At 57.9% G+C, this 22092-nt stretch carries 27 protein-coding genes and 1 tRNA gene; 15 read left to right on the top strand and 13 right to left on the bottom strand.

Going from position 1 to position 22092, the window contains the following annotated elements; genetic code table 11:
* Positions 1-85 precede the first annotated feature (85 nt).
* Positions 86-2077, top strand: coding sequence for an RNA polymerase sigma factor RpoD (gene rpoD / locus ACR0CA_RS06250; protein WP_170769341.1), 1992 nt, complete (start codon positions 86-88; stop codon positions 2075-2077).
* A 163-nt stretch (positions 2078-2240) separates the two neighbouring features.
* Here rpoD and ACR0CA_RS06245 read toward each other — a convergent pair whose 3' ends face one another.
* Positions 2241-3260 carry a helix-turn-helix domain-containing protein gene (locus tag ACR0CA_RS06245; RefSeq protein WP_170769342.1) on the bottom strand — a complete coding sequence of 340 codons (1020 nt, stop codon included), beginning with the start codon at positions 3258-3260 and terminating at the stop codon, positions 2241-2243.
* Positions 3261-3532: 272 nt separating this feature from the next.
* On the opposite strand from ACR0CA_RS06245, the gene ACR0CA_RS06240 reads away from it, so the two are divergent.
* From ACR0CA_RS06240 to ribD, 6 genes are all read left to right on the top strand, one after another.
* Entirely contained in the window at positions 3533-3970 is a 438-nt protein-coding gene (locus ACR0CA_RS06240) for a thiol-disulfide oxidoreductase DCC family protein (protein WP_480897798.1), read from the top strand.
* Entirely contained in the window at positions 3971-4507 is a 537-nt protein-coding gene (locus ACR0CA_RS06235; protein WP_170788422.1) for a DUF4166 domain-containing protein, read from the top strand.
* Between the two features lie 84 nt (positions 4508-4591).
* A complete protein-coding gene (locus ACR0CA_RS06230) occupies positions 4592-4996 on the top strand; it encodes a hypothetical protein (RefSeq protein ID WP_170769345.1) in 405 nt (134 codons plus the stop codon).
* Positions 4997-5013: 17 nt separating this feature from the next.
* Positions 5014-5427, top strand: coding sequence for a secondary thiamine-phosphate synthase enzyme YjbQ (locus ACR0CA_RS06225; RefSeq protein ID WP_480875123.1), 414 nt, complete (start codon positions 5014-5016; stop codon positions 5425-5427).
* Positions 5428-5547: 120 nt separating this feature from the next.
* Positions 5548-6018, top strand: coding sequence for a transcriptional regulator NrdR (gene nrdR, locus ACR0CA_RS06220; RefSeq protein WP_008756450.1), 471 nt, complete (start codon positions 5548-5550; stop codon positions 6016-6018).
* Positions 6015-7115: a bifunctional diaminohydroxyphosphoribosylaminopyrimidine deaminase/5-amino-6-(5-phosphoribosylamino)uracil reductase RibD gene (gene ribD / locus ACR0CA_RS06215; protein ID WP_480897797.1), complete on the top strand. Its 1101-nt coding sequence runs from the start codon at positions 6015-6017 to the stop codon at positions 7113-7115. Before nrdR ends, ribD begins: the two co-directional genes overlap by 4 nt.
* On the opposite strand, the gene ACR0CA_RS06210 is transcribed toward ribD, so the two are convergent.
* Genes ACR0CA_RS06210 through ACR0CA_RS06200 form a run of 3 tightly spaced genes read right to left on the bottom strand, consistent with a single transcriptional unit; the run spans position 7112 to position 11611 of the window.
* Complete coding sequence (locus ACR0CA_RS06210) at positions 7112-9106, bottom strand: capsular polysaccharide biosynthesis protein (RefSeq protein ID WP_480897796.1); 1995 nt, start codon at positions 9104-9106, stop codon at positions 7112-7114. The two genes, ribD and ACR0CA_RS06210, sit on opposite strands and share 4 nt — an antisense overlap.
* The gene (locus tag ACR0CA_RS06205) at positions 9106-10239 is read right to left on the bottom strand and encodes a polysaccharide biosynthesis/export family protein (RefSeq protein ID WP_480897795.1); all 1134 of its coding nucleotides are present in this window, start codon (positions 10237-10239) and stop codon (positions 9106-9108) included. Before ACR0CA_RS06205 ends, ACR0CA_RS06210 begins: the two co-directional genes overlap by 1 nt.
* A 31-nt stretch (positions 10240-10270) precedes the next feature.
* Positions 10271-11611, bottom strand: a complete 1341-nt coding sequence (locus ACR0CA_RS06200) for a capsule biosynthesis protein (RefSeq protein ID WP_480897794.1) — start codon at positions 11609-11611, stop codon at positions 10271-10273.
* 141 nt (positions 11612-11752) lie between these two features.
* Here ACR0CA_RS06200 and ACR0CA_RS06195 point away from each other — a divergent pair, with 141 nt between their 5' ends.
* From ACR0CA_RS06195 to ACR0CA_RS06175, 5 genes are all read left to right on the top strand, one after another.
* Positions 11753-12340 carry a riboflavin synthase gene (locus ACR0CA_RS06195; protein ID WP_170769349.1) on the top strand — a complete coding sequence of 196 codons (588 nt, stop codon included), beginning with the start codon at positions 11753-11755 and terminating at the stop codon, positions 12338-12340.
* Between the two features lie 103 nt (positions 12341-12443).
* The gene (gene ribB, locus ACR0CA_RS06190; RefSeq protein WP_480856709.1) at positions 12444-13565 is read left to right on the top strand and encodes a 3,4-dihydroxy-2-butanone-4-phosphate synthase; all 1122 of its coding nucleotides are present in this window, start codon (positions 12444-12446) and stop codon (positions 13563-13565) included.
* Positions 13566-13567: 2 nt separating this feature from the next.
* Complete coding sequence (locus tag ACR0CA_RS06185; RefSeq protein ID WP_480503057.1) at positions 13568-14119, top strand: 6,7-dimethyl-8-ribityllumazine synthase; 552 nt, start codon at positions 13568-13570, stop codon at positions 14117-14119.
* On the top strand, positions 14116-14598 hold the full coding sequence (nusB, locus tag ACR0CA_RS06180; protein ID WP_170784329.1) for a transcription antitermination factor NusB: 483 nt from the start codon (positions 14116-14118) through the stop codon (positions 14596-14598). Before ACR0CA_RS06185 ends, nusB begins: the two co-directional genes overlap by 4 nt.
* Before the next feature lie 56 nt (positions 14599-14654).
* On the top strand, positions 14655-14960 hold the full coding sequence (locus tag ACR0CA_RS06175; protein ID WP_170352750.1) for a hypothetical protein: 306 nt from the start codon (positions 14655-14657) through the stop codon (positions 14958-14960).
* A gap of 214 nt (positions 14961-15174) precedes the next feature.
* Here ACR0CA_RS06175 and ACR0CA_RS06170 read toward each other — a convergent pair whose 3' ends face one another.
* A complete protein-coding gene (locus tag ACR0CA_RS06170; protein ID WP_480897791.1) occupies positions 15175-15600 on the bottom strand; it encodes an SRPBCC family protein in 426 nt (141 codons plus the stop codon).
* The gene (locus ACR0CA_RS06165) at positions 15597-15917 is read right to left on the bottom strand and encodes an ArsR/SmtB family transcription factor (protein ID WP_480875103.1); all 321 of its coding nucleotides are present in this window, start codon (positions 15915-15917) and stop codon (positions 15597-15599) included. The genes ACR0CA_RS06170 and ACR0CA_RS06165 overlap by 4 nt, the downstream gene beginning before the upstream one ends.
* Before the next feature lie 114 nt (positions 15918-16031).
* On the opposite strand from ACR0CA_RS06165, the gene ACR0CA_RS06160 reads away from it, so the two are divergent.
* The gene (locus ACR0CA_RS06160; protein WP_170784335.1) at positions 16032-16463 is read left to right on the top strand and encodes an MmcB family DNA repair protein; all 432 of its coding nucleotides are present in this window, start codon (positions 16032-16034) and stop codon (positions 16461-16463) included.
* A gap of 4 nt (positions 16464-16467) precedes the next feature.
* Here ACR0CA_RS06160 and ACR0CA_RS06155 read toward each other — a convergent pair whose 3' ends face one another.
* The gene (locus ACR0CA_RS06155; RefSeq protein ID WP_170769357.1) at positions 16468-16656 is read right to left on the bottom strand and encodes a DUF6324 family protein; all 189 of its coding nucleotides are present in this window, start codon (positions 16654-16656) and stop codon (positions 16468-16470) included.
* A 77-nt stretch (positions 16657-16733) separates the two neighbouring features.
* On the opposite strand from ACR0CA_RS06155, the gene ACR0CA_RS06150 reads away from it, so the two are divergent.
* Positions 16734-17216, top strand: coding sequence for a GNAT family N-acetyltransferase (locus tag ACR0CA_RS06150; protein WP_480503056.1), 483 nt, complete (start codon positions 16734-16736; stop codon positions 17214-17216).
* Between the two features lie 47 nt (positions 17217-17263).
* Positions 17264-17340 (top strand) — tRNA-His (locus ACR0CA_RS06145).
* 85 nt (positions 17341-17425) lie between these two features.
* Here ACR0CA_RS06145 and ACR0CA_RS06140 read toward each other — a convergent pair.
* The 6 genes from ACR0CA_RS06140 to ACR0CA_RS06115 all read right to left on the bottom strand — a co-directional run bounded on the left by ACR0CA_RS06140 (position 17426) and on the right by ACR0CA_RS06115 (position 22087).
* Positions 17426-17824, bottom strand: a complete 399-nt coding sequence (locus tag ACR0CA_RS06140) for a hypothetical protein (protein WP_480897790.1) — start codon at positions 17822-17824, stop codon at positions 17426-17428.
* 112 nt (positions 17825-17936) lie between these two features.
* Positions 17937-18743 carry an ABC transporter permease gene (locus tag ACR0CA_RS06135; RefSeq protein WP_170788435.1) on the bottom strand — a complete coding sequence of 269 codons (807 nt, stop codon included), beginning with the start codon at positions 18741-18743 and terminating at the stop codon, positions 17937-17939.
* Positions 18740-19627: an ABC transporter permease gene (locus ACR0CA_RS06130; protein WP_170769835.1), complete on the bottom strand. Its 888-nt coding sequence runs from the start codon at positions 19625-19627 to the stop codon at positions 18740-18742. Before ACR0CA_RS06130 ends, ACR0CA_RS06135 begins: the two co-directional genes overlap by 4 nt.
* 68 nt (positions 19628-19695) lie before the next feature.
* Positions 19696-20409 carry a transporter substrate-binding domain-containing protein gene (locus ACR0CA_RS06125; RefSeq protein WP_170769361.1) on the bottom strand — a complete coding sequence of 238 codons (714 nt, stop codon included), beginning with the start codon at positions 20407-20409 and terminating at the stop codon, positions 19696-19698.
* Between the two features lie 32 nt (positions 20410-20441).
* The gene (locus tag ACR0CA_RS06120) at positions 20442-21218 is read right to left on the bottom strand and encodes an ABC transporter ATP-binding protein (protein ID WP_170769362.1); all 777 of its coding nucleotides are present in this window, start codon (positions 21216-21218) and stop codon (positions 20442-20444) included.
* A 125-nt stretch (positions 21219-21343) separates the two neighbouring features.
* On the bottom strand, positions 21344-22087 hold the full coding sequence (locus ACR0CA_RS06115; RefSeq protein WP_174819334.1) for a phosphate/phosphite/phosphonate ABC transporter substrate-binding protein: 744 nt from the start codon (positions 22085-22087) through the stop codon (positions 21344-21346).
* Positions 22088-22092: the final 5 nt, after the last annotated feature.

The raw sequence follows: 22092 nt of genomic DNA, 5'->3' as shown, positions 1-22092 counted from the left end.
AAAAACGGGTAAACGGGTGGCCGAATCACTTCTACGCGCTAATGATTCGGTTCAAACGAATCACCCATCCCTGCAGGAGCATTGAATGGCCGCCAAGGATACCAACGAAGACCGCAAATCCGACGAGCAGGAACAGGAAATCTCGCTGGATATGAGCCAGGCCCAGGTCAAGAAGATGATCGCCGAGGCCCGCGAGAAAGGTTACATCACCTACGACCAGCTCAATCAGGTTTTGCCGCCGGATCAGGTCAGCTCGGAGCAGATCGAAGACGTGATGTCGATGCTGTCCGAGATGGGCATCAACATCATCGAAGATGAAGAGGCCGAGGAAGAAGAAAACAAAGGCTCGACCGAACTAACCACGACCGAAAGCAACCGCGAGGTTGCTTTGGCCGGGGCGGCGACCGAAAAGCTGGACCGCACCGACGACCCTGTGCGCATGTATCTGCGCGAGATGGGCAGCGTCGAACTGCTGAGCCGCGAGGGCGAGATTGCCATCGCCAAACGGATTGAGGCCGGGCGGAACACGATGATCGCAGGCCTGTGCGAAAGCCCGCTGACGTTCCAGGCGATCACCATCTGGCACGACGAATTGCTGTCCGAAGACATTCTGCTGCGCGACGTCATCGATTTGGAGGCCACTTTTGGCAACCAGATGGACGAAGACGGCGACGTCGAGGAACCAGTGGTTGACACCTCGAACGTGCAGGCCGCCAAGCCCGCGAAAGAGGATACCGGCCCCGAGCTGGACGCCGACGGCAACCCGCTGAACAACGACGACGATGATGACGACGATGATCAGGCCAACATGTCACTGGCCGCGATGGAAGCCGCGCTGAAGGATCAGGTTCTGACCACGCTGGAACGCATCTCGACCGACTTCTCGATGCTGTCGGAAATGCAGGACAGCCGAATTTCAGCCACACTGAATGAAGACGGCACCTTCAGCGAACAGGACGAGGCAACATACCAAAAGCTGCGCGCCGAGATTGTTGAGCTGGTGAATGGACTGCACCTGCATAACAACCGAATCGAAGCGCTGATCGACCAGCTTTACGGTATCAACCGCCGCGTGATGTCGCTGGACAGTTCGATGGTGAAGCTGGCGGATCAGGCACGGATCAACCGCCGTGAGTTTATCGACGCCTATCGCGGGCGCGAGCTGGACCCCAACTGGCTGTCGGATATGGCGGAAAAGCCGGGTCGGGGCTGGCAGATGTTCATTGAACGCTCGACCGCGAAGGTCGAAGAACTTCGCAACGATATGGCTCAGGTCGGTCAGTATGTCGGTTTGGACATCCCCGAATTCCGCCGCATCGTGCAGCAGGTTCAGAAGGGTGAGAAAGAGGCGCGGCAGGCCAAGAAGGAAATGGTCGAGGCCAACCTGCGTCTGGTGATTTCGATCGCCAAGAAATACACCAACCGTGGCCTGCAATTCCTTGATCTGATCCAGGAAGGGAACATTGGCCTGATGAAGGCGGTGGACAAGTTCGAATACCGCCGCGGCTACAAATTCTCGACCTATGCGACCTGGTGGATTCGTCAGGCGATCACGCGGTCTATCGCGGATCAGGCGCGCACCATTCGTATTCCGGTTCATATGATCGAGACGATCAACAAGCTGGTTCGGACCGGTCGCCAGATGCTGCATGAAATCGGTCGCGAGCCGACGCCGGAAGAACTGGCCGAAAAGCTTCAAATGCCGCTAGAGAAGGTTCGCAAGGTGATGAAAATCGCCAAAGAGCCGATCTCTCTGGAAACACCGATCGGCGACGAGGAAGACAGCCAACTGGGCGATTTCATCGAGGACAAGAATGCAGTGTTGCCTCTGGACAGCGCCATTCAGGAAAACCTCAAAGAGACCACCACACGGGTTCTGGCCTCTCTCACTCCGCGTGAGGAGCGGGTGCTGCGGATGCGCTTTGGCATCGGTATGAACACCGACCATACGCTGGAAGAGGTTGGCCAGCAGTTCAGCGTGACCCGCGAACGTATCCGCCAGATCGAGGCGAAGGCGTTGCGGAAGTTGAAACACCCCAGCAGGTCACGAAAACTGCGATCCTTCCTAGACCAATAAACAAAAGGCGCCTCAACCAAGGCGCCTTTTTTCATTCAGATGACCGTTACAGAAAACGCTTTGGCAGGATTTCACAAGTTCTGAGCAGCAGCGGTACTTACCTCACTGTTGTCCACTCATGGGACGGACCGGGGCGAGGCATCTGCGCCGATGACCCCCGGTCTCACCCTTGGGGTGGAGGATCCAATCTGCTGCGGAACGTGCTTGGGGCTTGCCCGGTCCAGCGCTTGAAAGCGGTGGAGAAGGCGGGTTGATCGGCATAGCCAAGCGAATAGGCAATCTCGGTCAAGTTCATTCCGTTGGTAATGAAGGTCTGCGCCAGATCGCATCTGAGGTCATCGACGATCTCGCGATAGCTGGTTCCTTCATCCTTTAATCGACGCGCAAAGGTACGGGTGCTAAGACCCAAATTGGCGGCGGCTTCCTCGGCTTGCAGGATTGCACCAGGAAGGGATCTGGTGATCAGCCCTTCGACCTGCGCGCGCAATTTCTGTTTGGGTTGGCGTCTGTCGGCCATGACGCGATCCCCATACTCCAACAGATGCTGACGCAATTTGGGGTCATATGTCGGGACAGGTAAATCTAGCGTTGATAGGGCCAGAATGATCTCGAGCCTCTCGGTTCCGAAAGAGACGGGAAATCCTGCAAGTTTCTGATACTGCGCCTTGTTTTCCCCAACTTCGTGCTGAAAACACATTTCTATCGGGTAAAAATCAATCTGGGTAAGGTCGCGCATACGTGAAAGACCGGCGAACATCAGAAACTCGGTCCGGCGATGAAAACGGGCATAGCTGGCGTCCTTCCACTCGGCCTCGATCGTGGCAAAGTTCCCGGCCACGCGCAGACTGAAGCGCAGGGCGGGATCAATAAGGCCATGATAGCGGGCCGCGTTTTCCAGTACCTGCTTCAGATCGCGAGAGTATTTGCTGACATAGGCCGTCAGGCTCGAGGATGACTTGAAGGCCAGCCCCGCTTGCGCGGCAAACGTCGGATCGCCTAGGGCATCACAGGCATATCTGGTGAACAGAGCTTCGGTTTTTGCGCTGATCCCGCTGTTTAGCGCTTCGACCTCGGGCCGGCTGAGCCCACATTTCTCAAGCAATTTGTTGGCGACAGAATTGTCCGCCGCTTTCTGATCAAGCGTTCGGGTCAATGTCTGAATGCGGGCGATGTCGACGTCCATAGGTTCATCATAGCCTGTTTGCCCAGATTTTGCATCTATGCTGCAAAGACCATTGTCCGGTTGTCGAAAAAGCTTGGCGCAAAGTCACAAGCGCTTTTTCTACTAAGGCATTATCTGAGCCTCGTTGCCGGGTTAGAACCTTCTCGGGGATGAGGTCGAGCCCAGTCCGGACACAAAACGGATTGTCAGTGGCTCCCCGGCACACCCGTGTCCAATTGTGTCGCATTGCTCCATTCACGCAACCAGCGCAAAACTGGCGTGAAAAGGGCGGCATGCAGCATTTTGATCTGACCAGCGTGACGAAAGACCAGGACGTAATCGTTTTCGACGGCGAATGTGTCCTGTGTGCTGGTTTTTTTCAGTTCATGCTAAGACACGATAGGCTGGCTCGGTTCAAATTCGTCACGGCGCAGTCGCCGCTGGGGCAGCAGATGTATACCGGCCTTGGCCTGCCAACCGAGGATTTTGAGACCAACCTGGTCATTGTTGATGGCCAGGTGTTCCAACGTCTGGATGCTTTTGCTGCAGCTATGCGGGCTTTGCCAGGTTTGTGGCCGGTTCTTGGGCTGTGCCGCTTTTTGCCAAGAATTATGAAAGACCCGGTCTATTTTGCAGTCGCGCGCAACCGCTACAGACTATTCGGGCAAAAGCCTAGCTGCCTGATACCAGACGCGGCAATCCACACGCGTTTTCTGCCCGGAGGGTTCTGATTGGACCCGTTCTGGCAAGCCCTGCCAACGCATTCCGATTTGCCTGACGCGCTTCGCGCTCTGCACGGGCATCCTGGCAAGTTTTCAGGGCGTTGTTCGGTCGAGGCCGGATCAAGTTGGGTCGTAAGATCAGCGCTATGGCTGGGTAGGTTCCCACCCGTGGCTAGCGACATTGCGATCCGCATCGTGACCCGACAGGACAATGAGACGTGGTTTTGGACGCGAGATTTTGCCGGGCATCTGATGCAATCGTCAATTCGGTTTGATCCAAAGACCATGTTGGTCTGTGAAAAGGCGGGCGTACTGACATTTTGGCTAAAACCGATATGGAACGGCGCAGAACTGAAATTGAAAATTCAGGGCTTGTCTGTTTTCGGGGTGCCATGTCCGGGCGTTTTGGTGCCCAAATCCTCGACCGTCGAATGGCAGGACGCGGTGGGTCGGTTCCGTTTTGACGTTTCGGCCAGATTGCCCGTATTGGGACTGCTCATCCGATATCACGGATGGCTAACGCCGGATCACGCGAGCCCCGACTGAGGCTGAATTGATCGTGAACCGCCTTTGACTGCAAGCTGCGTATACTATTTCCAGTCTTACCTCGTAACAGGAAAGAGTATGATTATGAAACAGGTTATGACATATGCCGCTGTGGCGGCAGTGGTGCTGAGTACGCCGGTCTCAGCGACGGGATTTGCACGACTTGGGTACCAAATCGCGCCCGTCAACAGCAACGTTTACGAAGTGATCCCGCGTGGTCGAACTGATGTGGACGGATATTGGTGCGCCGCTGCGGATTACGCGCGCAGAACATTGGGTGCGGGTTGGAAACAGCCGATCTATGTTGTGCGCGGCTATGGTCCCAGCGAAGCGACCGGTCGTCGTACGGCGGTCCAATTCTCGATCAATCCGCCAGCGGGTGTCAGCACCCCGACCAAGACTGTGTCTGTCGGGTTTGTCGCCGGTCAAAGCAGATCGGTTCAAAGTGCCAATTCGCTGTGCTACCGTCGCCAAATCTTTGACGACTAACGGAGTCTAGCGCCGTCTTGCAGACCGAGTTTATTATTTCGACGCGCGGACCGGGTTTGTATGAATTCACCCGCGACGTGTGTAACTGGCTCAACTCGGTCCAAGCAGACGGGCTTTTGACCCTGTTCGTGCGCCATACGTCGTGTTCTCTGGTGATACAGGAGAACGCAGACCCCGAGGTGCAGACGGACATGAATGCTTTTTTTCAACGGCTGGTGCCGCCCTCGAACCATCCATCGATGTCTTACTTGCGGCACACTTATGAGGGCCCAGACGATATGCCTGCGCATATCAAGGCAGCCTTGTTGCCTGTGTCGCTGACTATCCCGGTGGCGAACGGTCGCCCGGTTCTGGGAACGTGGCAAGGGATCTACGTTTTTGAACATCGCTCCCAGCCACATACCCGCAAGGTCGCGGCGCATTTTGCTTAGAATCAGGATATTGCGGTAAAATTTTCCGACTACCCAAACCCTAGCGGCTGCCCTATAGTTGTGGATAAGTAAGCCACAGCGCTTACAAAAGAGGCGGATATAGGGACGAGGAGACGGCGGATGCGCTGCCCGTTTTGCGGAAATATTGACACACAGGTGAAAGATTCACGCCCGGCTGAGGATCACGTTGCGATCCGCAGACGTCGCTTTTGCCCGGCATGTGGCGGGCGGTTTACCACCTATGAACGGGTCCAGTTGCGCGATCTGGTCGTGATCAAGACAAACGGCAAGCGCGAAGATTTCGACCGCGACAAGCTGGAACGGTCGATCCGTATCTCGATGCAGAAACGGCCCATTGACCCCGAGCGTATAGACCAGATGATCTCGGGCATCGTTCGGCGGCTGGAAAGCATGGGCGAGACGGATATCCCCTCGAACAAAATCGGTGAGATTGTCATGGAAGCTCTGGCACGGATCGATACCGTCGCCTATGTACGTTTTGCAAGCGTATACAAGAATTTCCAGGCGGCCGATGATTTCGAGGAATTTGTCCACGAACTGCGCCCGCCGCAGCCTTCGACGGACGAGTGAGCGACTCAGATAAGCGATATATGGCGCTGGCCCTGTCTTTGGGGCAGCGCGGACAGGGGTTGTGCTGGCCTAACCCGTCTGTGGGCTGTGTCCTTGTGCGGGACGGTTGGATTGTCGGGCGCGGTTGGACGCAGCCCGGCGGTCGCCCGCATGCTGAAACCGAGGCACTGAAACAGGCTGGTGACGCGGCTCGCGGTGCGACGGCCTATGTCTCGCTGGAACCATGTGCGCATCATGGCAAGACACCTCCCTGCGCGCAGGCGCTGATTGCTGCGGGTGTTTCGCGCGTGGTTTCACCCATCGAAGACAGTGATCCGCGCGTGGCGGGGCAGGGCTTTGCGATGTTGCGCGACGCGGGGATCGAAGTCACGACCGGTGTCCTCTTGGATCAGGCCGAGCGGGATCACGCGGGCTTTTTCCTGAAGAACGAGCAGGGTCGCCCGTTTGTAACGCTCAAGCTGGCCAGCAGTTTTGACGGCCGTATTGCCACGTCGTCCGGGCACAGCCAGTGGATTACCGGTCCCACGGCGCGCCGAGCCGTCCACGCAATGCGCGCGCGCCACGATGCGGTGATGGTGGGCGCTGGGACCGCACGGGCGGATGACCCCTCACTGACGGTGCGTGATTTGGGGGTCCAGGCGCAACCGGTTCGCGTGGTGGTCTCGCGCCATTTGGACCTTCCCTTATTGGGGCAACTGGCCAGAACGGCCAAGGACATCCCGGTCTGGCTCTGTCACGGACCATCCCCCGACCCCGAGCGGGTAAAAGCGTGGGAGGGGTTGGGCGCGCGTTTGATCCCTTGTGCCTTGCACGATCATCAAATTGATCCCTTGGATTTGGTGCAGCAACTTGGGCAGGCCGGTTTGACTCGTGTCTTTTGTGAGGGCGGCTCGGCTTTGGCTGCGTCTTTGCTCGCGCAGGATCTCGTGGATGAGCTGATCGGTTTCAGCGCCGGGTTGACCATCGGGGCCGAGGGGCTGCCCGCGATTGGGGCGCTGGGACTTGAAACGCTGGAGGCCGCGCCCCGGTTTTCTTTGATGGAAACCCGTGCCATCGGGCCGGATATCCTGCACCGCTGGGAAAGATCCCTGCGCTAGCGCCGCCAGAGATGCGCGTAGGTCGCAAAGAGCCCTTGTAGTTTCGACAGTGCCCGTAATCCAGGCCGGTCGTTTTGATATCCCTCGGACAGACGTTGAACCGCAACTTCGACGGGGCAGGGCAGGCCGGTCACAGGATCAAGATAGCGCGGGTAGTCTATCAATGCGGCATGGACCAGCCCCAGCATTGACGGGCGCGCGCCGCGCCGCGCGGGAACTGAACCCAGGTCGGTCGTTAATCCCCAACCTGCATAGAATGGCGCGCCCAGAGTGGTCACGGGTATCCCACGCATCAGCGCTTCGAACCCAAGCAACGAGGTCATGGTCCAGACCTCGTGCACCTGCGCCAACAATGAGGCCGGATCGGTATCCAAGACGACGACGTCCACCAGATCGCGGGCGTCGATATTGCCACTGCGCAGGCCAGCCTCGACATCAGGATGGGGTTTGTAGATCAGCACTGCGTCCGGGTTGGCGGCGCGCACAGCGCGTAGCAAATCTGCATTGGTGCGGACATCGCTTGCCCCCAGCTGGATCGATGCGTCATCCTCGACCTGACCTGGAATCAAAATGCGGTGCCCATCGGGCAGGGCGGGGGCGGTGTCGCCTGTGTTGTATTTGCTGATCTGGCCCGAGATGATCTGCGCCACCAGCCCCTCGGCGCGCAGCTCCTGATCCGGGCGCAGGGTTTCGCGCCGGGCGATCAGGTTTTCCAATTGGCTGGAACGGGTTGGATCATAGTAGATTCCCAGATCATCCGTCGCCAGCGACAGAGGGGGCACCAGCCGGGCCCCCAGCCCCCGAGACCGCAGAAATCCATCCTCGACACGCACAACGTGATCCGTCGCCCCGGCTTGATTGGCCCAGACCATATGTGGTTGTTCGCCCGCCGTCGGAATATCCGGGGTGAACCTGACTTTTTTCTCGCGCCCGAACATCTGTTGGATGTGTTTACGTTTCCACAAACGCATCCCCGAGGCGGTCCACCCTCTGTGATCCTGCCGCCATGCGCGGGTCTGCGCTTCGAGCGTGTCCAGAACGGTTTCCAACTGACAGAGCTGATCTCGGAATGGGTCGTACCATGTCGGGTACAAGATCATCGCCGCCGCGAATAGCTGCGGTCGTGTCAAGTTGCGCTGGCGACGGGGCAGGTAGGGCTCGTCCTGCGTCAATCCCCAACCGGCATAGAATGGCAGGCCAAAGACACGCGGTTTGTGCCCGGCCAAAATGGCCTCGAACCCGAATTGCGACGACAGCGTGTAAACGCCAACGGCGCCTTCCAGCAGGGTCCAGGGACTGATCGGATCGCTGAACAGTGTGACCCGGTCTGTCTCATCATGGTCCGAGTAATAGCCGGGGCGGTGGCCTTGGATGGTTTCGGGATGCGTTTTGATCAGGACGCGGGCGCCGGGGTTCTCCTCTTGCGCCATCACCAGCATTTCGCGAAAGCGCGCCAGATCCCCGCCACTGGCCTTGACCGAGGCGTCATCGCGTGCCTGATCAACGACCAAAACATATCCGGGTTCAGGTGGTTTGATGTCCGGGTGATAGGCCGAGTATTTGCCAAGATGTCCGTCACGCAAACGCTCGATCCCGCTACGGGCGCGGTTCAGAAGGGCGGTGTCGTCCAGCGGGTGAGTGGCCAGAAGTGTCTCAAGCTCAGAGGGTAGCGACGGGTCGAAATGCAGGCCCGACCGGTCCAGCAACAGACCCATAGGGGCTTCTCCGCTTCGACCGGGATGAAGAGAGCGCAGAAAGGCATCTTCGACATGCAGGATGGGTGCGTCATACCTTTCTGCCACCCATCGGCCACGATGCGCGGTGGGGCTGTCGCCCCAGACACCCACCAAGTCGCCGTCTTTCGGCAGGCCGAGGCGGATGTCGTAACCTGCAAGCGTCAGGATTCGGCGGATGCGGCGTTGGGTCAGAAACCCGCCGTTGTAGACAAGCAGTCGGGTCCGACTGTCCCCGGCTGTTGTGCCGGAATACATCAGCCGCCTGTCAGCGTTGTGACATTTGCCAGCGGTGTCAGGCCGCCCGCGATCAGCGAGATGGACTTGCTCCACTGTGAGTAGGGGGCTTCGGTGACATAGATCGTGTCATCATCGCGGATGACGAAATCGCGCGCGATGAACAGCCCGTTGGGTGCGGTGAGGTTCAATAGGTAGATCATGCGCTGATCCCCTTGCAGATCAGGCTGCCCCATGACCGCACGTGCGATTTCTTCGCGTTCCTTGCGCAGCACGAAAATACCGGTTGGGTCTGAGGACAGAGATTGTAAGCCGCCAACCTGGGCCAAAGCCTCTAGGGCGGAAAGGTCCTGACTGTCAAAGGCTACCCGCGATTGCCCGCCGGTGGCGCCAAGCGCCACGTAAGAGCGGGTGTCCGCCTCGATCAAGATGCGATCTCCGGCGCGTAGCGCGACGTCCAGTTTGGGATCACTGAACAAGTCGTTGTACCAGACCGTCCCCCGCTGATCGCCGCGTATCAGTGTGACCAGAGCGATATCGGAACCGACCGAAACACCACCAGCCCGCGACAGCATCCCACTGAGCGTTCGGGTCGGGCGTTCGATCGGGTAAATGCCCGGAGACGCCACACCGCCAACCAAAGATACGGTTGACCCATCCCCCGCAGCGCGGCGTACTTCGACTTGCGGATCAGGGGTTTGCTCGCGCAGCTTGTCGGTGATGACGATGCGCAATTGTTCCGGAGTGTTGCCCGCTGCGCGGACCCGCCCGGCATATGGGACAAAGATGAAGCCCTCGCTATCGACCTGCACTTCGTTCAGGGATGTGGCCGCGCCCGCCTGAACCGACAAAAGGCCGTTGTCGACGTTTTCCCAAATCGACAGACCGAGAACATCGCCGGGGCGCACCGTGTCTGCCGTCAGATTTGGCGCGCTGCGAAAGGCTGCTGAGAACCCGAATTGTGGGATGGCCGATGTTTCCTTGGCGACGCGGTCATCCACCTCGACGACAAAAGCGTTGCCTCCATTCGCGGTGGAGCCCGCTAATATTTCGGATTTATTAGGACCAGATTTGGGAAGCTGGCACGCCGCCAGCAGACCGAAAGCGGCCACAAGGGAGACCCCCCGTACCCAGCGGATGGGAAAGCACTGCACTGCCGAATATCCTCAGTCTTTTTTGTTTGTGTCAGGCTAACCGGTTCGCCGCACGACTTCCAGTCTCAACCCGTTCGAGTCCTTGCACGATTTTCAACTGTGGCCTCTCGGTCTCGTTCAGCAGGGTTTGGTAGGGATCATATTGGTTCAGCATCAAATCAGCCGCACGGCGAAGCAGCTGCCGACGCCCTCGCACCGAGTAGAAACCACCCGGAATTTGGCTGGTCTTCAGCAAAAACCGGCGATAGCTCCGGTAGGCGTCCAGATCGGGCCGGGTGGGATTGGCAAAAAACGCCTCAAGCGGTTGTTGCGAGACGAATTCCGCCTTGTCATAGACCGACCGTCCAAAAATGCGCAGCGGTATGCCGCGCCAAAGCACCTGCTGTCCTGCTGTCGAGTTGATCGTCACGGCCGAGCTGGCCTCATCCAACAGACGGGCCAATTTGCCGCCGGGGACATAGTGCACCCTGTCGGCAACCCCAAAAGAGCGGGCCAGATCGCGTGTGCGTTGTCGCAAAGGCTCCCGATGATTTTCCAGAGGATGTTCCTTGACCACCAGTTGGTGATGCCGGAGCGCACCTTCGGCAAAACCGCGAATGACATGTTCCAGAAACTCGCTCATTCCGTTGAAATCCGAATGCGCCTGTACTGAGCTGTCATGCCCAAGTTGCAGCAACGCCAGATGGTAGGGCTGCCCTGTCCGGTGCACGCGCTGGGTGGCCCAAAAGCGTTGTAGCCTGTGGAAGGGCATCAGCATGAAGCGTTTAAAATAAAGCAGAAACTCCCGTGAGACGGGTAATTCCCGGTGACGGCGGAAATTACGGTAGCGTTGGTTCAGAAACAGGACGAACCAATGATAGAGCGCACCATAGAAAATATGCTCACGCATGTCGCCCCAATGGGCAGGCGGAGGCGATGTCTGAGTGTCAGTCTGTTCCAACGCATCCTGCATCTGCGTGATATCCATGGACATAAGCCGCGAGTTCCCGTTCGAGCCCGCCCTTTCGTACGTCACCCACCAGGGGCGAAGATACCCTTCTTCGAACACATGCACTGTCAGCCCGTTTTCTTGCGCGATTTCGGCAGCCTGCGCGTGGATCGGTCGCGTGTCGCCATAAAGCACCAGATCTGTGACGCCGAGATCCGTTATCAGTCGGGTGAATGTGTCCGGCCAATCTTCAGGCCTGCCGCGAAATGGGATATAGCTGGCCCGGTCGAACCAAAAGGCTCGGTCGCCAGCGTTGAACCCCACGCGCCACACCGTCGCCCCTGTTTTGCGCAAAATCCGCCCCAGCGCGTTGAAGAACGGGCCGTGCGGTCCTTGCAGGAACAGAAAGACGCGTTGATCCGCGTCTGGGGGGATTGGTGGCATGAGGACTGCTCGTGTGGTGTTATGGCTAAATTTATGCCCGTTTCCATCATTCCCGGCAAGGCAGGGCTTGCCCGCCATGGCGGTTACGCTTACCTCGACAGGGACAACGGGTCATAGGTTAGCAAACCAAGGGTAAAGAAAATGTTCACTGGGATCGTCACAGATATCGGAACCATTACCGAGTTAGATCAGCAGGGCGATTTGCGGGCGCGCATTCAGACGGGCTATGACACCGCTGGGATTGATATCGGCGCATCCATTGCCAGTGACGGCGTGTGCCTGACTGTGATCGCGCTGGGCGATGACTGGTACGATGTCCAGATCAGCGCCGAGACCGTGTCGAAGACCAATCTGGATGGCTGGAAACTCGGGAAACGCGTCAACCTTGAACGCGCCTTGAAAGTTGGCGATGAACTCGGCGGGCATATCGTATCGGGCCATGTGGATGGCGTGGCCGAAATTGTGGCCATGCAGGACGAAGGCGACAGCACCCGCGTCACCCTGCGCGCTCCCAAGGACTTGGCGCGGTTCATCGCGCCGAAAGGATCTGTTGCGCTGAACGGGACGTCTTTGACCGTCAATGACGTGGACGGATGTGACTTTGGCATCAACTTCATCCCTCATACCAAAGAGGTGACAACCTGGGGCGATGTTGCGGTCGGAGACAAGGTGAACCTTGAGATCGACACGCTGGCTCGTTACGTCGCGCGTCTGGCCGAAATGTCTTGAGTTAAACGCCGCGTTCTGACCGGTTCGGGACGTTTGCAGACTGGTCTTTGCGCGCGGGGTGGTCTATCCACCCGTGCAAACATGCTCTGCGAAAGGCTGCCCAATGAGCTTTGAAACCCCCGGACCCGTCGAGGCGCAACTGCGCGACGTGATCAGCCCGATTGAAGAGATCATCGAAGAGGCGCGCAAAGGTCGGATGTATATTCTGGTCGACCACGAAGACCGTGAGAATGAAGGCGATCTGGTTATCGCCGCCGAGTTTGCGGATGCCGAGGCGATCAACTTCATGGCCACCCATGGGCGCGGCCTGATCTGCCTGCCGATGACCGCGGAACGGGTGGATGCGCTGGGCCTGCCGATGATGGCGGTGAACAATTCCTCGCGTCATGAAACCGCGTTCACCGTGTCGATCGAGGCACGCGAAGGTGTGTCGACCGGGATTTCCGCCACTGACCGCGCCTTGACTGTTGCGACGGCCATCAATGAACAAAACACGATGGCGGCCATTGCCACCCCGGGCCATGTCTTCCCCTTACGCGCCAAGCGGGGCGGGGTGCTGGTGCGTGCGGGCCATACCGAGGCTGCGGTTGATATCTCGCGCTTGGCCGGGCTGAACCCTTCGGGCGTGATCTGCGAGATCATGAAGCCCGACGGCACAATGGCGCGTCTGCCCGATCTGGTGGAATTCGCACAAACCCATGACATGAAAATCGGTACGATCAGCGACCTGATCACCTACCGATCCCGCAATGACAATCTGGTGGTCGAGACGTCGCGTGAAACCGTCAATTCGGAATATGGTGGCGAATGGGAGATGCGGCTGTTCACTGACCAGCTTCATGGCATCGAACATGTGGTCATGATCAAAGGCGACATCACCACGCCCGAGCCCGTTCTGACCCGCACCCATGCTTTGCACGAAGCGCCGGATATCTTGGGCCTCGGGCCTAAATCTTCGCGCGAACTGCCGCGTGCGATGGAGAAGATCGCCGAAGAGGGGCGCGGCGTCGTCTGTCTGTTCCGCCAACCGCGCAACTCGCTTTACGCGGTCGAGGATGAAGGCCCTCGGACCATCAAACAAACAGGACTGGGGTCTCAGATCCTGTCCAAATTGGGCATTCACGAGCTGGTGCTGCTGACCGACTCGCCCGAAACCGTATATCTGGGGCTCGACGCGTTTGGCCTGTCCATCGTCGGCACCCGTTCCATCCTCAAGGAAGACTGATCGTGGCTGAACAAGACAAACACGGCGTCCTGCCGACTCCGACATTCGACAAGCCGGTGAAACTGCTGCTGGTGGTGGCTCCGTTCTATCGCGCTATCGCGGACAATATGGTCGCCGGTGCGAAAGCAGAGATCGAGGCCGCAGGCGGCACCTGTGAAGTGGTCGAAGTTCCCGGCGCGCTGGAGATTCCCACCGCCATCGCAATGGCCGACCGTCAGTGCGATTTCGACGGCTATGTTGCGCTGGGCTGCGTTATTCGCGGCGAGACCACGCATTATGAAACTGTCTGTAACGACTCCAGTCGGGCCATCCAACTGATGGGTCTTCAGGGTCTACTGATCGGCAACGGTATCCTGACCGTCGAGAATGACGAACAGGCCGAGGTCCGCGCCAATCCCAAAAAGATGAATAAAGGGGGCGGGGCAGCCGCTGCGGCCTTGCATCTGATCGCGCTCAGCCGTAAGTGGGGCTCTTCCAAAAAGGGCGTGGGCTTCAAGCCGCCGTCCGAGTCCATCCTTGTGGCGGGCGACAGCAACGGATCCACGACAGCATGACCCAGACAGACGCGCCGAAACCGGCCAACCAGAAACGCCTGATGAAATCCGCCGCCCGGCTTTACGCCGTGCAGGCGCTGTTCCAGATGGAGCAGTCAGGCCAGACGACCGAAGCAGTCGTGACCGAGTTTCTGGATCACCGGTTTGGTGCCGTTTATGAGGGGGAAGAGATGCTGGACGGCGATATCCGCCTGTTCCGCAAACTGGTCGAGGACGCCGTGAACTATCAGGCCCCCATCGACCAGATGACCGACCGCGCGCTGGTGGCCAAATGGCCCATCGCACGTATCGACCCGACCTTGCGCGCCGCTTTCCGCGCCGCCGGGGCCGAACTGACCCAAAGTGACACGCCGCCCAAAGTGGTCATCACCGAATTCGTCGACGTGGCCCGCGCCTTTTTCCCGGAAGGCAAAGAGCCGAAATTCGTGAACGCTGTACTGGACCACATGGCGCGCGAGGCTCAGCCCGAGGCGTTCTGACGCCTTTACTCAGAGCATCCGAAGGCTACGCTTGTGACCAAACAAGGAGTGCCGCTATGCCCAAGCTCATTCGTCTTTATATCACTCAGGTTATCTGGGGATTTGTGATCTCGGCCGTATTTGTCGGCGTGCTGTTGGCTGTGAACGTGGCCAATCTGCGCGGGTTGATTTGGGGTTCGGATGTTGGGTTGGTGGCACTCGTCATGATCTGGTTCATGAACGGCATCGTTTTTGCAGGTGTCCAGTTCGCCTACAAGATCATGAGCATGGCGGAAAGGCCGGGTGGTCCGCGCCGTGGATCACCCGTCGTTAATGTGTTCAAACCTGTGCTGGCCAAGCAAGGCTCACGCGCAGAGCGCTGATAATTTTAGAAAAATGTGGCGGGACCACCAGTCAACCGTGCGGTGTGATTCCCGAGGACCTGTATGTACAGGTGGGCGCCAGGTAATCAGGCCAGGACCTGAACAGAGCCAGCCCCCTCGGAATTGCTTAAGGCCACCAGAATGCTACCAGTCACAAGAAGGGCAGAACCCGCCAAGCGCTTAGTTAGGGCGTCTGACGGGCTGGCACAAGGGGTTAAGCGTCAACAGTTTCGTGCAGAGCTTTGCGCATCTTGCCAAAATGTTCGTCCCAACCGTTGTCCAGGGCCAGGATTAGGTCGAAAGCCTGGGCGCCCTGCGGCAGGCCTTCGTGCTTCAAGGACAATCGCGTGCCGCCGTCTACGGGCTCCAACGTCCATTTGACCACGCTGACAACGTCTCCCATCGGTTTTACCGTGAAGGTATATTCAAGATACTGCGGCTTGCGCGCCTCGCGCACCTCTCCCCAGATCAACAGATCGCCGCTTGTGGTTCCGAACATCTCAAGCTTTTGTCCTGCTGCCAGTGGGCGTTCGGGCTTGTGAAACCATTCGGCAAGGCGTTCCGGTTCGGTCAGATAGGCCCAGACAGTGTCCGGCTCAGCGCGCAGGAAGATGGTCTTTTGCAAAACTGCGTTGGTCATGTCTCTTTCCTCTCAATGGCTTCTTTCAAGTTACGCAGGCGCTCGTCCCAGAACTGATCAAAGAAGCTCAACCAATCCAGAACAGGGGCCATTCCCTGGGGTTCAAGACGGTTGATGCGTTCTCGCCCCCGAGCTTCGACCTGGATGAGGCCTCCGTCCGACAACACGGTCAGGTGTTTTTTGACGGCCGCTCGGGTCATGTCGAAGCAATCTGTCAGTTGCGCGATTGTCATATCCTGCGATGCAAGCATCTGAACGATGTCCCGGCGCGTGGGGTCCGCAAGCGCGCGAAACGCGTTTTGGATTTGGTCAGGCATCCGTTTCCTCATATCCGATACCATTAGGTTTCATATTTATTTGATACCATATGGTATCATGTCAACAGCAATCTCACCCTTGCAATTTGTTCATGAATTGTTCACATTTTCCCAATGACATTGGATCTACAACCCGGCCAGAAGCTAGCACGCGGCGTGGCGCGTCATCTCAGCGCGCATGGTTTTGTTTCTGTTGAGGAATTCGTGCCGGCGCGCGGGTTGCGTGTGGACGTTATGGGGTTGGGCCCCAAGGGTGAATTGTGGGTAGTGGAATGCAAATCCAGCCGGGCGGATTACCAATCGGATTCCAAGTGGCAGGGCTATTTGGAGTGGTGCGACCGATTCTTCTGGGCCGTGGATACCGAGTTCCCGACCGAGCTGTTGCCTGCCGAGACTGGTCTGATCATCGCCGACGCCTATGACGCCGAGATCGTGCGCATGGCCCCAGAGGATAAGCTGGCTCCGGCGCGCCGGAAGAAGATGATCCAGAAATTTGCAACCGATGCCGCCCGAAGGCTGCACGCATTGCGAGACCCAAGGCTTTAGCGCGTTAGCCTTTCACCGCCAGCGCGGCTTGCGCGGCAGCACGAATCTCTTCGGCGATTTCTTCAGCCTCGTCGGGTTCGAAATCCATCGGAATCTCGACGCCATCAGCCTCGATGAACAGGCGCACCATGCCTTGGTCGGTCGGGCCGATTTGCAGGTTGGCCTGAATGTCACGTTCGGTGTTGATACCCATTTGCGCCTCCGGGGATGAGCGTTTGTGCTAGCGCGCAAAGACTTGAGAATCAAGCCGCTGATCGGGTCAGATGAGGAATGAACGACACGGTGATCAGACTTTTTCACCCATCAGACGTTCCGTGGCTGGTCGCGCAGCACGGCCTTCTTTACGAGCGCGATGAAGGGTTCGACAAAAGCTTTGCGCGCCTTGTGCAGCAGATACTGGATGAGTTTGTGGCAACCCATGATCCCTCCTGTGATCGCGGTTGGATCGCGGAACAGGCCGGCGTCCCTCTGGGCAGTATCTTCTGCGTACGACTGGATGAGACCACTGCAAAACTGCGCCTGTTCTTTCTGATGCCCGAGGCGCGTGGAAAAGGTTTGGGTAAGCGCTTGCTGCATACCTGTATGGACCACGCCCGCGACACTGGGTTTGAGAAAATGTCGCTATGGACCCACGAAAGCCACCGTGCCGCTTGCGCGCTGTATCAGGCGACGGGATGGCAATTGACGGGTAGCAAACCGGTGCATTCTTTCGGGGTCGATCTTGTCGAACAAAGCTGGGAAATTCGGCTTTAATCCTCTTGCATTCCCTCGGCGCGTTCGGTACATCGCCCCTCACGAGTGCCGCCTTAGCTCAGTTGGTTAGAGCGCTGGATTGTGGATCCAGAGGTCCCCTGTTCAAGCCAGGGAGGCGGTACCATCTCCCTCATCATCGGTTGAATAACTACAAGGCTGCTTGTCCGGCTGAATGCATGTGCATTGCCGTTCGCGGCGGCGATTTTTCCTTAGACCGAGATCTTACCAGACAGAATTCCTGCAAAGAAGGTGATCAGCCAAAGCGCAACCCAGATCCACAGGAGCGGCTGTTTCTTGATCCGGCCGTGTCGGATCAAAGGAAAGGACAGGGCCGCGCCCGCCAGAGGGAACAGAGCCGTGAATGGCACCAGTGAGAATATCAGCGGCAACATGAAAGGCAGGGTAAAAACTGCCATTAGAAACGACAGCCCGACATAGGCTAGTGTAACAACCGGGCCGGCCTGAGACTCGCCGACGAGGAACGGAATGGACGATACCAGCATCAGCGCCGCTGTTAACGGAGCCGAGATGACAAGCGCCAGGGCAGCACAGGTGCAAAGGCTGCGGAAGGGCTTGGTGGTATCAAAATTCCAAGTTCTGAGCTTCACGAAGAAACGCCTCGGGGTGTTGGCCGGCGAAGCTGCGGGGCCGCTCTGCGGTGGCGTGCTTTCGGGACCACTGCCAGAACCGCATCAAAGCCCGCGACAGGAATGCTGTGTCTCAGCGGGCCAGATTTAGTCTCAACTTCATCTTGCTGCGTTTGGCCACGGGCAGGTGCCGGTTTAGGTGTTTGTTCACCAGCCCAAAGCCCCAGATCACCACTAGAGTCAGCAGAATGAAATAGAAGGCCAGAATAGGGTAGGGGATGAACGGATTGAACGTCTTGTCCGCGAAATAGCCCGCGTAATAAAGCGCATCGCCTCGTTGTTGCCAGACTGGGAAGGCCGAGAAGAAGACCAGCGTGGTGGCGTGGAACAAAAAGATTGCCTCATTTGTGTAGGCAGGCCAGGCAAGCCGCAGCATGGTCGGCCAAATGATACGGCGAAACCGCGACCAGCCGGTCATTCCATAGGCGTCTGCAGCCTCAATATCGCCCTTGGGGATCGAGCGTAGGGCACCATAGAAGATCTCGCCTGAATATGCGGCGGTGTTGCAGAACAACACGATCAACGCTCCCAGCCAGGCAGAGGTCAGTGCGTCGAAGAAGGGAAAACTCTGCTTGAGGGACAGGAAGAAGAAGTAGGCAAAGAAAAACTGGATGAACAGAGGAGATCCCCGGAACAGGAAAATGAACCACTCGGACGGTTTGCGCAGCCATTTCTTGCTTGACGCTTTGCCAACGGCCAGCGCTGTAGCCAGAAAGAACCCGGTCGCCAGCGCCATGATCCCGAAATAAATATTCCAGATCATGCCCGAACCGATCAGGGTGAATTGCTCGCATAGTGTAAAATCATTGCGCGGCAGAAGGCGTTCACCGATGCCGACCGAGCGAAGCGCATAGTCCTGGATGGTCTGGATGCAGCTCATGCGGTGGTCTCCTTGCGCAGAAGCTCTCCGCCTGCGGTGGCTTGTCCGTGCGACAGGCGACGCATCAACCGTTCAAGGCCGATTTCCGAGACGCGGGTCATGCCCAGGTAAAACACGAGCAGAGCAAGGAAGTACCACATACGCCAGTCGCCGTGCGGGTATTGGGTGAATTTCGGGTTTTTGAACGACCCCAGTTCGCGGGCCCAATAGACGATGTCTTCGATGCCCAGCAGGAACAGCAACGGTGTGGCCTTGATCAGCACCATCCAAAGGTTAGACAGGCCGGGCAGGGCGTAGACCCACATCTGTGGTACCAGAATGCGCCAGAATGTCTGGCGGCGGGTCATACCGTAAGCTTCGGCGGTTTCCAGTTGCGCATGCGGGACGGCGCGCATGCCGCCAAACAGAACATTGGCGGCAAATGCGCCAAACACGATTGAAAAAGTAATAACGGCCAGGAAAAAGCCATAGGTCTCGTGAACCCATTCGGGTGCAGTTCCAAGCGGCAGTTTGGCGGCCTGACAAACGATGAAATCATTGCCCTGTCGAACGGGGTCAGTCCATTCGGGGCAAAGAATCTTGTGGCGCGTCCATTCGAATGCCTGATCCAGCGCTATCACGAAGAACATGAAGAACGCGATATCCGGCACACCGCGAACGATGGCGATATAGCCTTTGCCCAACATGGCAAGCGGTGGAAAATGTGACCGCGCGGCCATGGCCCCCAGAAAGCCGAACCCCAATGCAACCGGGGCGGTGATCGCCAGCAGCAGCAGGACCTTGAAGAAGGATAGATAAAACAGCCAATGCACACCGTTGGTCAGGTAACAGGCAAACCAACGGAACGTGCCGAGTGTTTCGGGATCGGTGCAGAACGAGAAAATGGCGGGCCTCTTTGACTTGCAAGGGCTCTGAGGCGGCGCGCCCTAAGTAAGGCGCGCCGCAGAGTTTATCAGAAGGTCGAGGACACTTCCCACTTAGTGATCAGCGCGTTCAGGCTGCCATCGTCCTTCATGGACTGGATGGCCGCGTTGAACTTCTCTTTCAGCTCACCATCGGATTCGCGGATACCCATTCCGACACCGCCGCCCAGCGGAACGTCGTCACCCACAAAAAGCAGGCCCGAGCCATCTTCGGTAAAGGGTGCCAGGAACGACCGGTCAGCAAGGACTGCATCCGCTTCGCCGTTGCGCACAGCAGCAATGGTTTCCTCGGGGCTGGCGAACTCAACCAGAGTTGCACCGGAATCGGCCACATAACCCGCCTGAATCGTGCCGGTCTGGGCGGCGATCACACCACCAGCCAGGTCCACGCCATCAGACATGGCGATATAGGCCGACGGATCCGGCGGCGTGTAGTTCTGGGTAAAGTCGATGACTTCGTCACGCTCATCGGTGATCGACATGCCGGCGATGATTGCGTCGTAGTTGCCCGAGACGAGGTTCGGAATGATCGAATCCCAGTCATTCTTGACCCACTCGCATTCCAGACCTGCGCGTTTGCACAGCTCATCGCCCAGTTCACGCTCGAACCCGTCGATTTCGCCAGCGTCGTTGACGAAGTTCCACGGCGCATAGGCGCCTTCGGTGCCCAGACGAACGGTGTCCGCCATGGCCATGCCGGCGCTCAGCGCCAAGGCCGCAGTGGTCAGAATCAGTTTTTTCATTGGTTACTCCCCAGTTTAGTTCTGTCCTGAATTTATGCCGCCATAGTGGCGGATAGAAAGCCCTGAAGCCGTTCGGATTCAGGGGTGGTGAAGATATCTTCCGGCAGGCCTTCTTCTTCGATGAGGCCCTGATGCAGAAAGACGACATGGCTAGAGATATCAGCAGCCATCTTCATGTCGTGGGTCACGATGATCATGGTGCGGCCTTCGGCAGCCAGATCCTTGATCACCTTAATCACTTCCTGTTCCAGTTCGGGGTCCAGCGCCGAGGTGGGCTCGTCAAACAGCAGGGCCTCGGGCTCCATGCAAAGCCCGCGTGCAATGGCGGCGCGTTGCTGCTGCCCGCCCGAAAGCTGCGCCGGGTAGACATCACATTTGTCGCCAATGCCCACTTTTTCCAGGTATTTTCGGGCGCTGTCCTCAACTTCGGCCTTGTCGCGGCCCAAAACGGTGACGGGGGCCTCCATCACGTTTTGCAAGATGGTCATATGGGACCACAAGTTGAATTGCTGAAACACCATCGACAGATTGGTGCGGATGCGCAGGACCTGTTTGGGGTCGGCGGGGCGGCGGTTGTGGCCCGAACCGCTCCACTGAACCGGTTCTCCTTTGAACAGGATTTCGCCCTGTTGGCTGTCTTCCAACAGGTTGCAGCAGCGCAGTAGTGTAGATTTTCCGGACCCGGATGAGCCGATCAGCGATACGACATCGCCGCGTCTGGCCGTAATATCCACCCCTTTCAGCACCTCAAGATTGCCGAAGCTTTTGTGTAGGTTCTTGATCTCGATGACCGGAGTGGAATCTGTCACGGGCGACCTGAGTGTTATTGGTGTTGGTGCGGTACTAGGGCTTAAAAATCAGCCTAATGCAATGCGCAAATGACATATATGAGGTCCGAAACCGTCAAATTGACCAGACGTTCTGGTCGAATCGGTCAGGGATTGAGCAGCTTGGCAGCATCCTGCGAAGGGTTGGGGATGGCTAGATAGTCGCGGGCCGGTATCTCTATCAGATCCAAAAGGTGCAATGCATTGCGGTCGCGCGGGGATAAGGCGTTGATCGCACGCCGAACAGCTTGAGTTATGGCGGCCGCATCTTGAGTGCCCGATGTGATATAAGGCAGCGCCGGAGTGGGAGCTGTTGCCTCGACATCCCGCAATGCGGTTCCCAGCTTGGTGTGTTCCTTCAGCATCAACCAGGTTAGCGCATCCAGCGCTGCGAAATCGGCCAGACCGTCGGCAACAGCGCGCGCTGAGTTGGCGTGTGCGCCTGTTTCCAAAGCAGACATCGGGCGTAGGCCCAAAGCCTCCAGGTGTACCAAAGGTCCGGTCCATCCAGACTGAGAAAGCGGCTCATTATAGGCAAAAACACCACGTGATAGCTCGGTCAAGTCGCGCGGGTCCTGAGTTCGCGCCACAAAAACCGAACGATAGTGGCCCGGTGGGCATCCCGAAAGCCCATGATCCGGTGTTCCTACCAGCTGCACCTGATCTTGCAAATGGGTGCGATAGGGCATTCCGCAGGTCTGCGCGAACAACAGGTCAGGGCTTTGCCAAACCTCCCAGGCGTCGACATCGCGGGTCAGTTCGACAGGTCCATAGCCCAGATTGTCTCGGATCAGGGTCCAAAAGCGGTCGTGGGCAGGCCGCAGGCCGGGCATGTCGTACATGCCCAGCATCGCAA

The organism is Ruegeria sp. F12 (assembly GCF_056533885.1).
The sequence above is the reverse complement of the archived record's forward strand: the minus strand, read 5'-3'. Positions and strand labels throughout refer to the sequence as shown.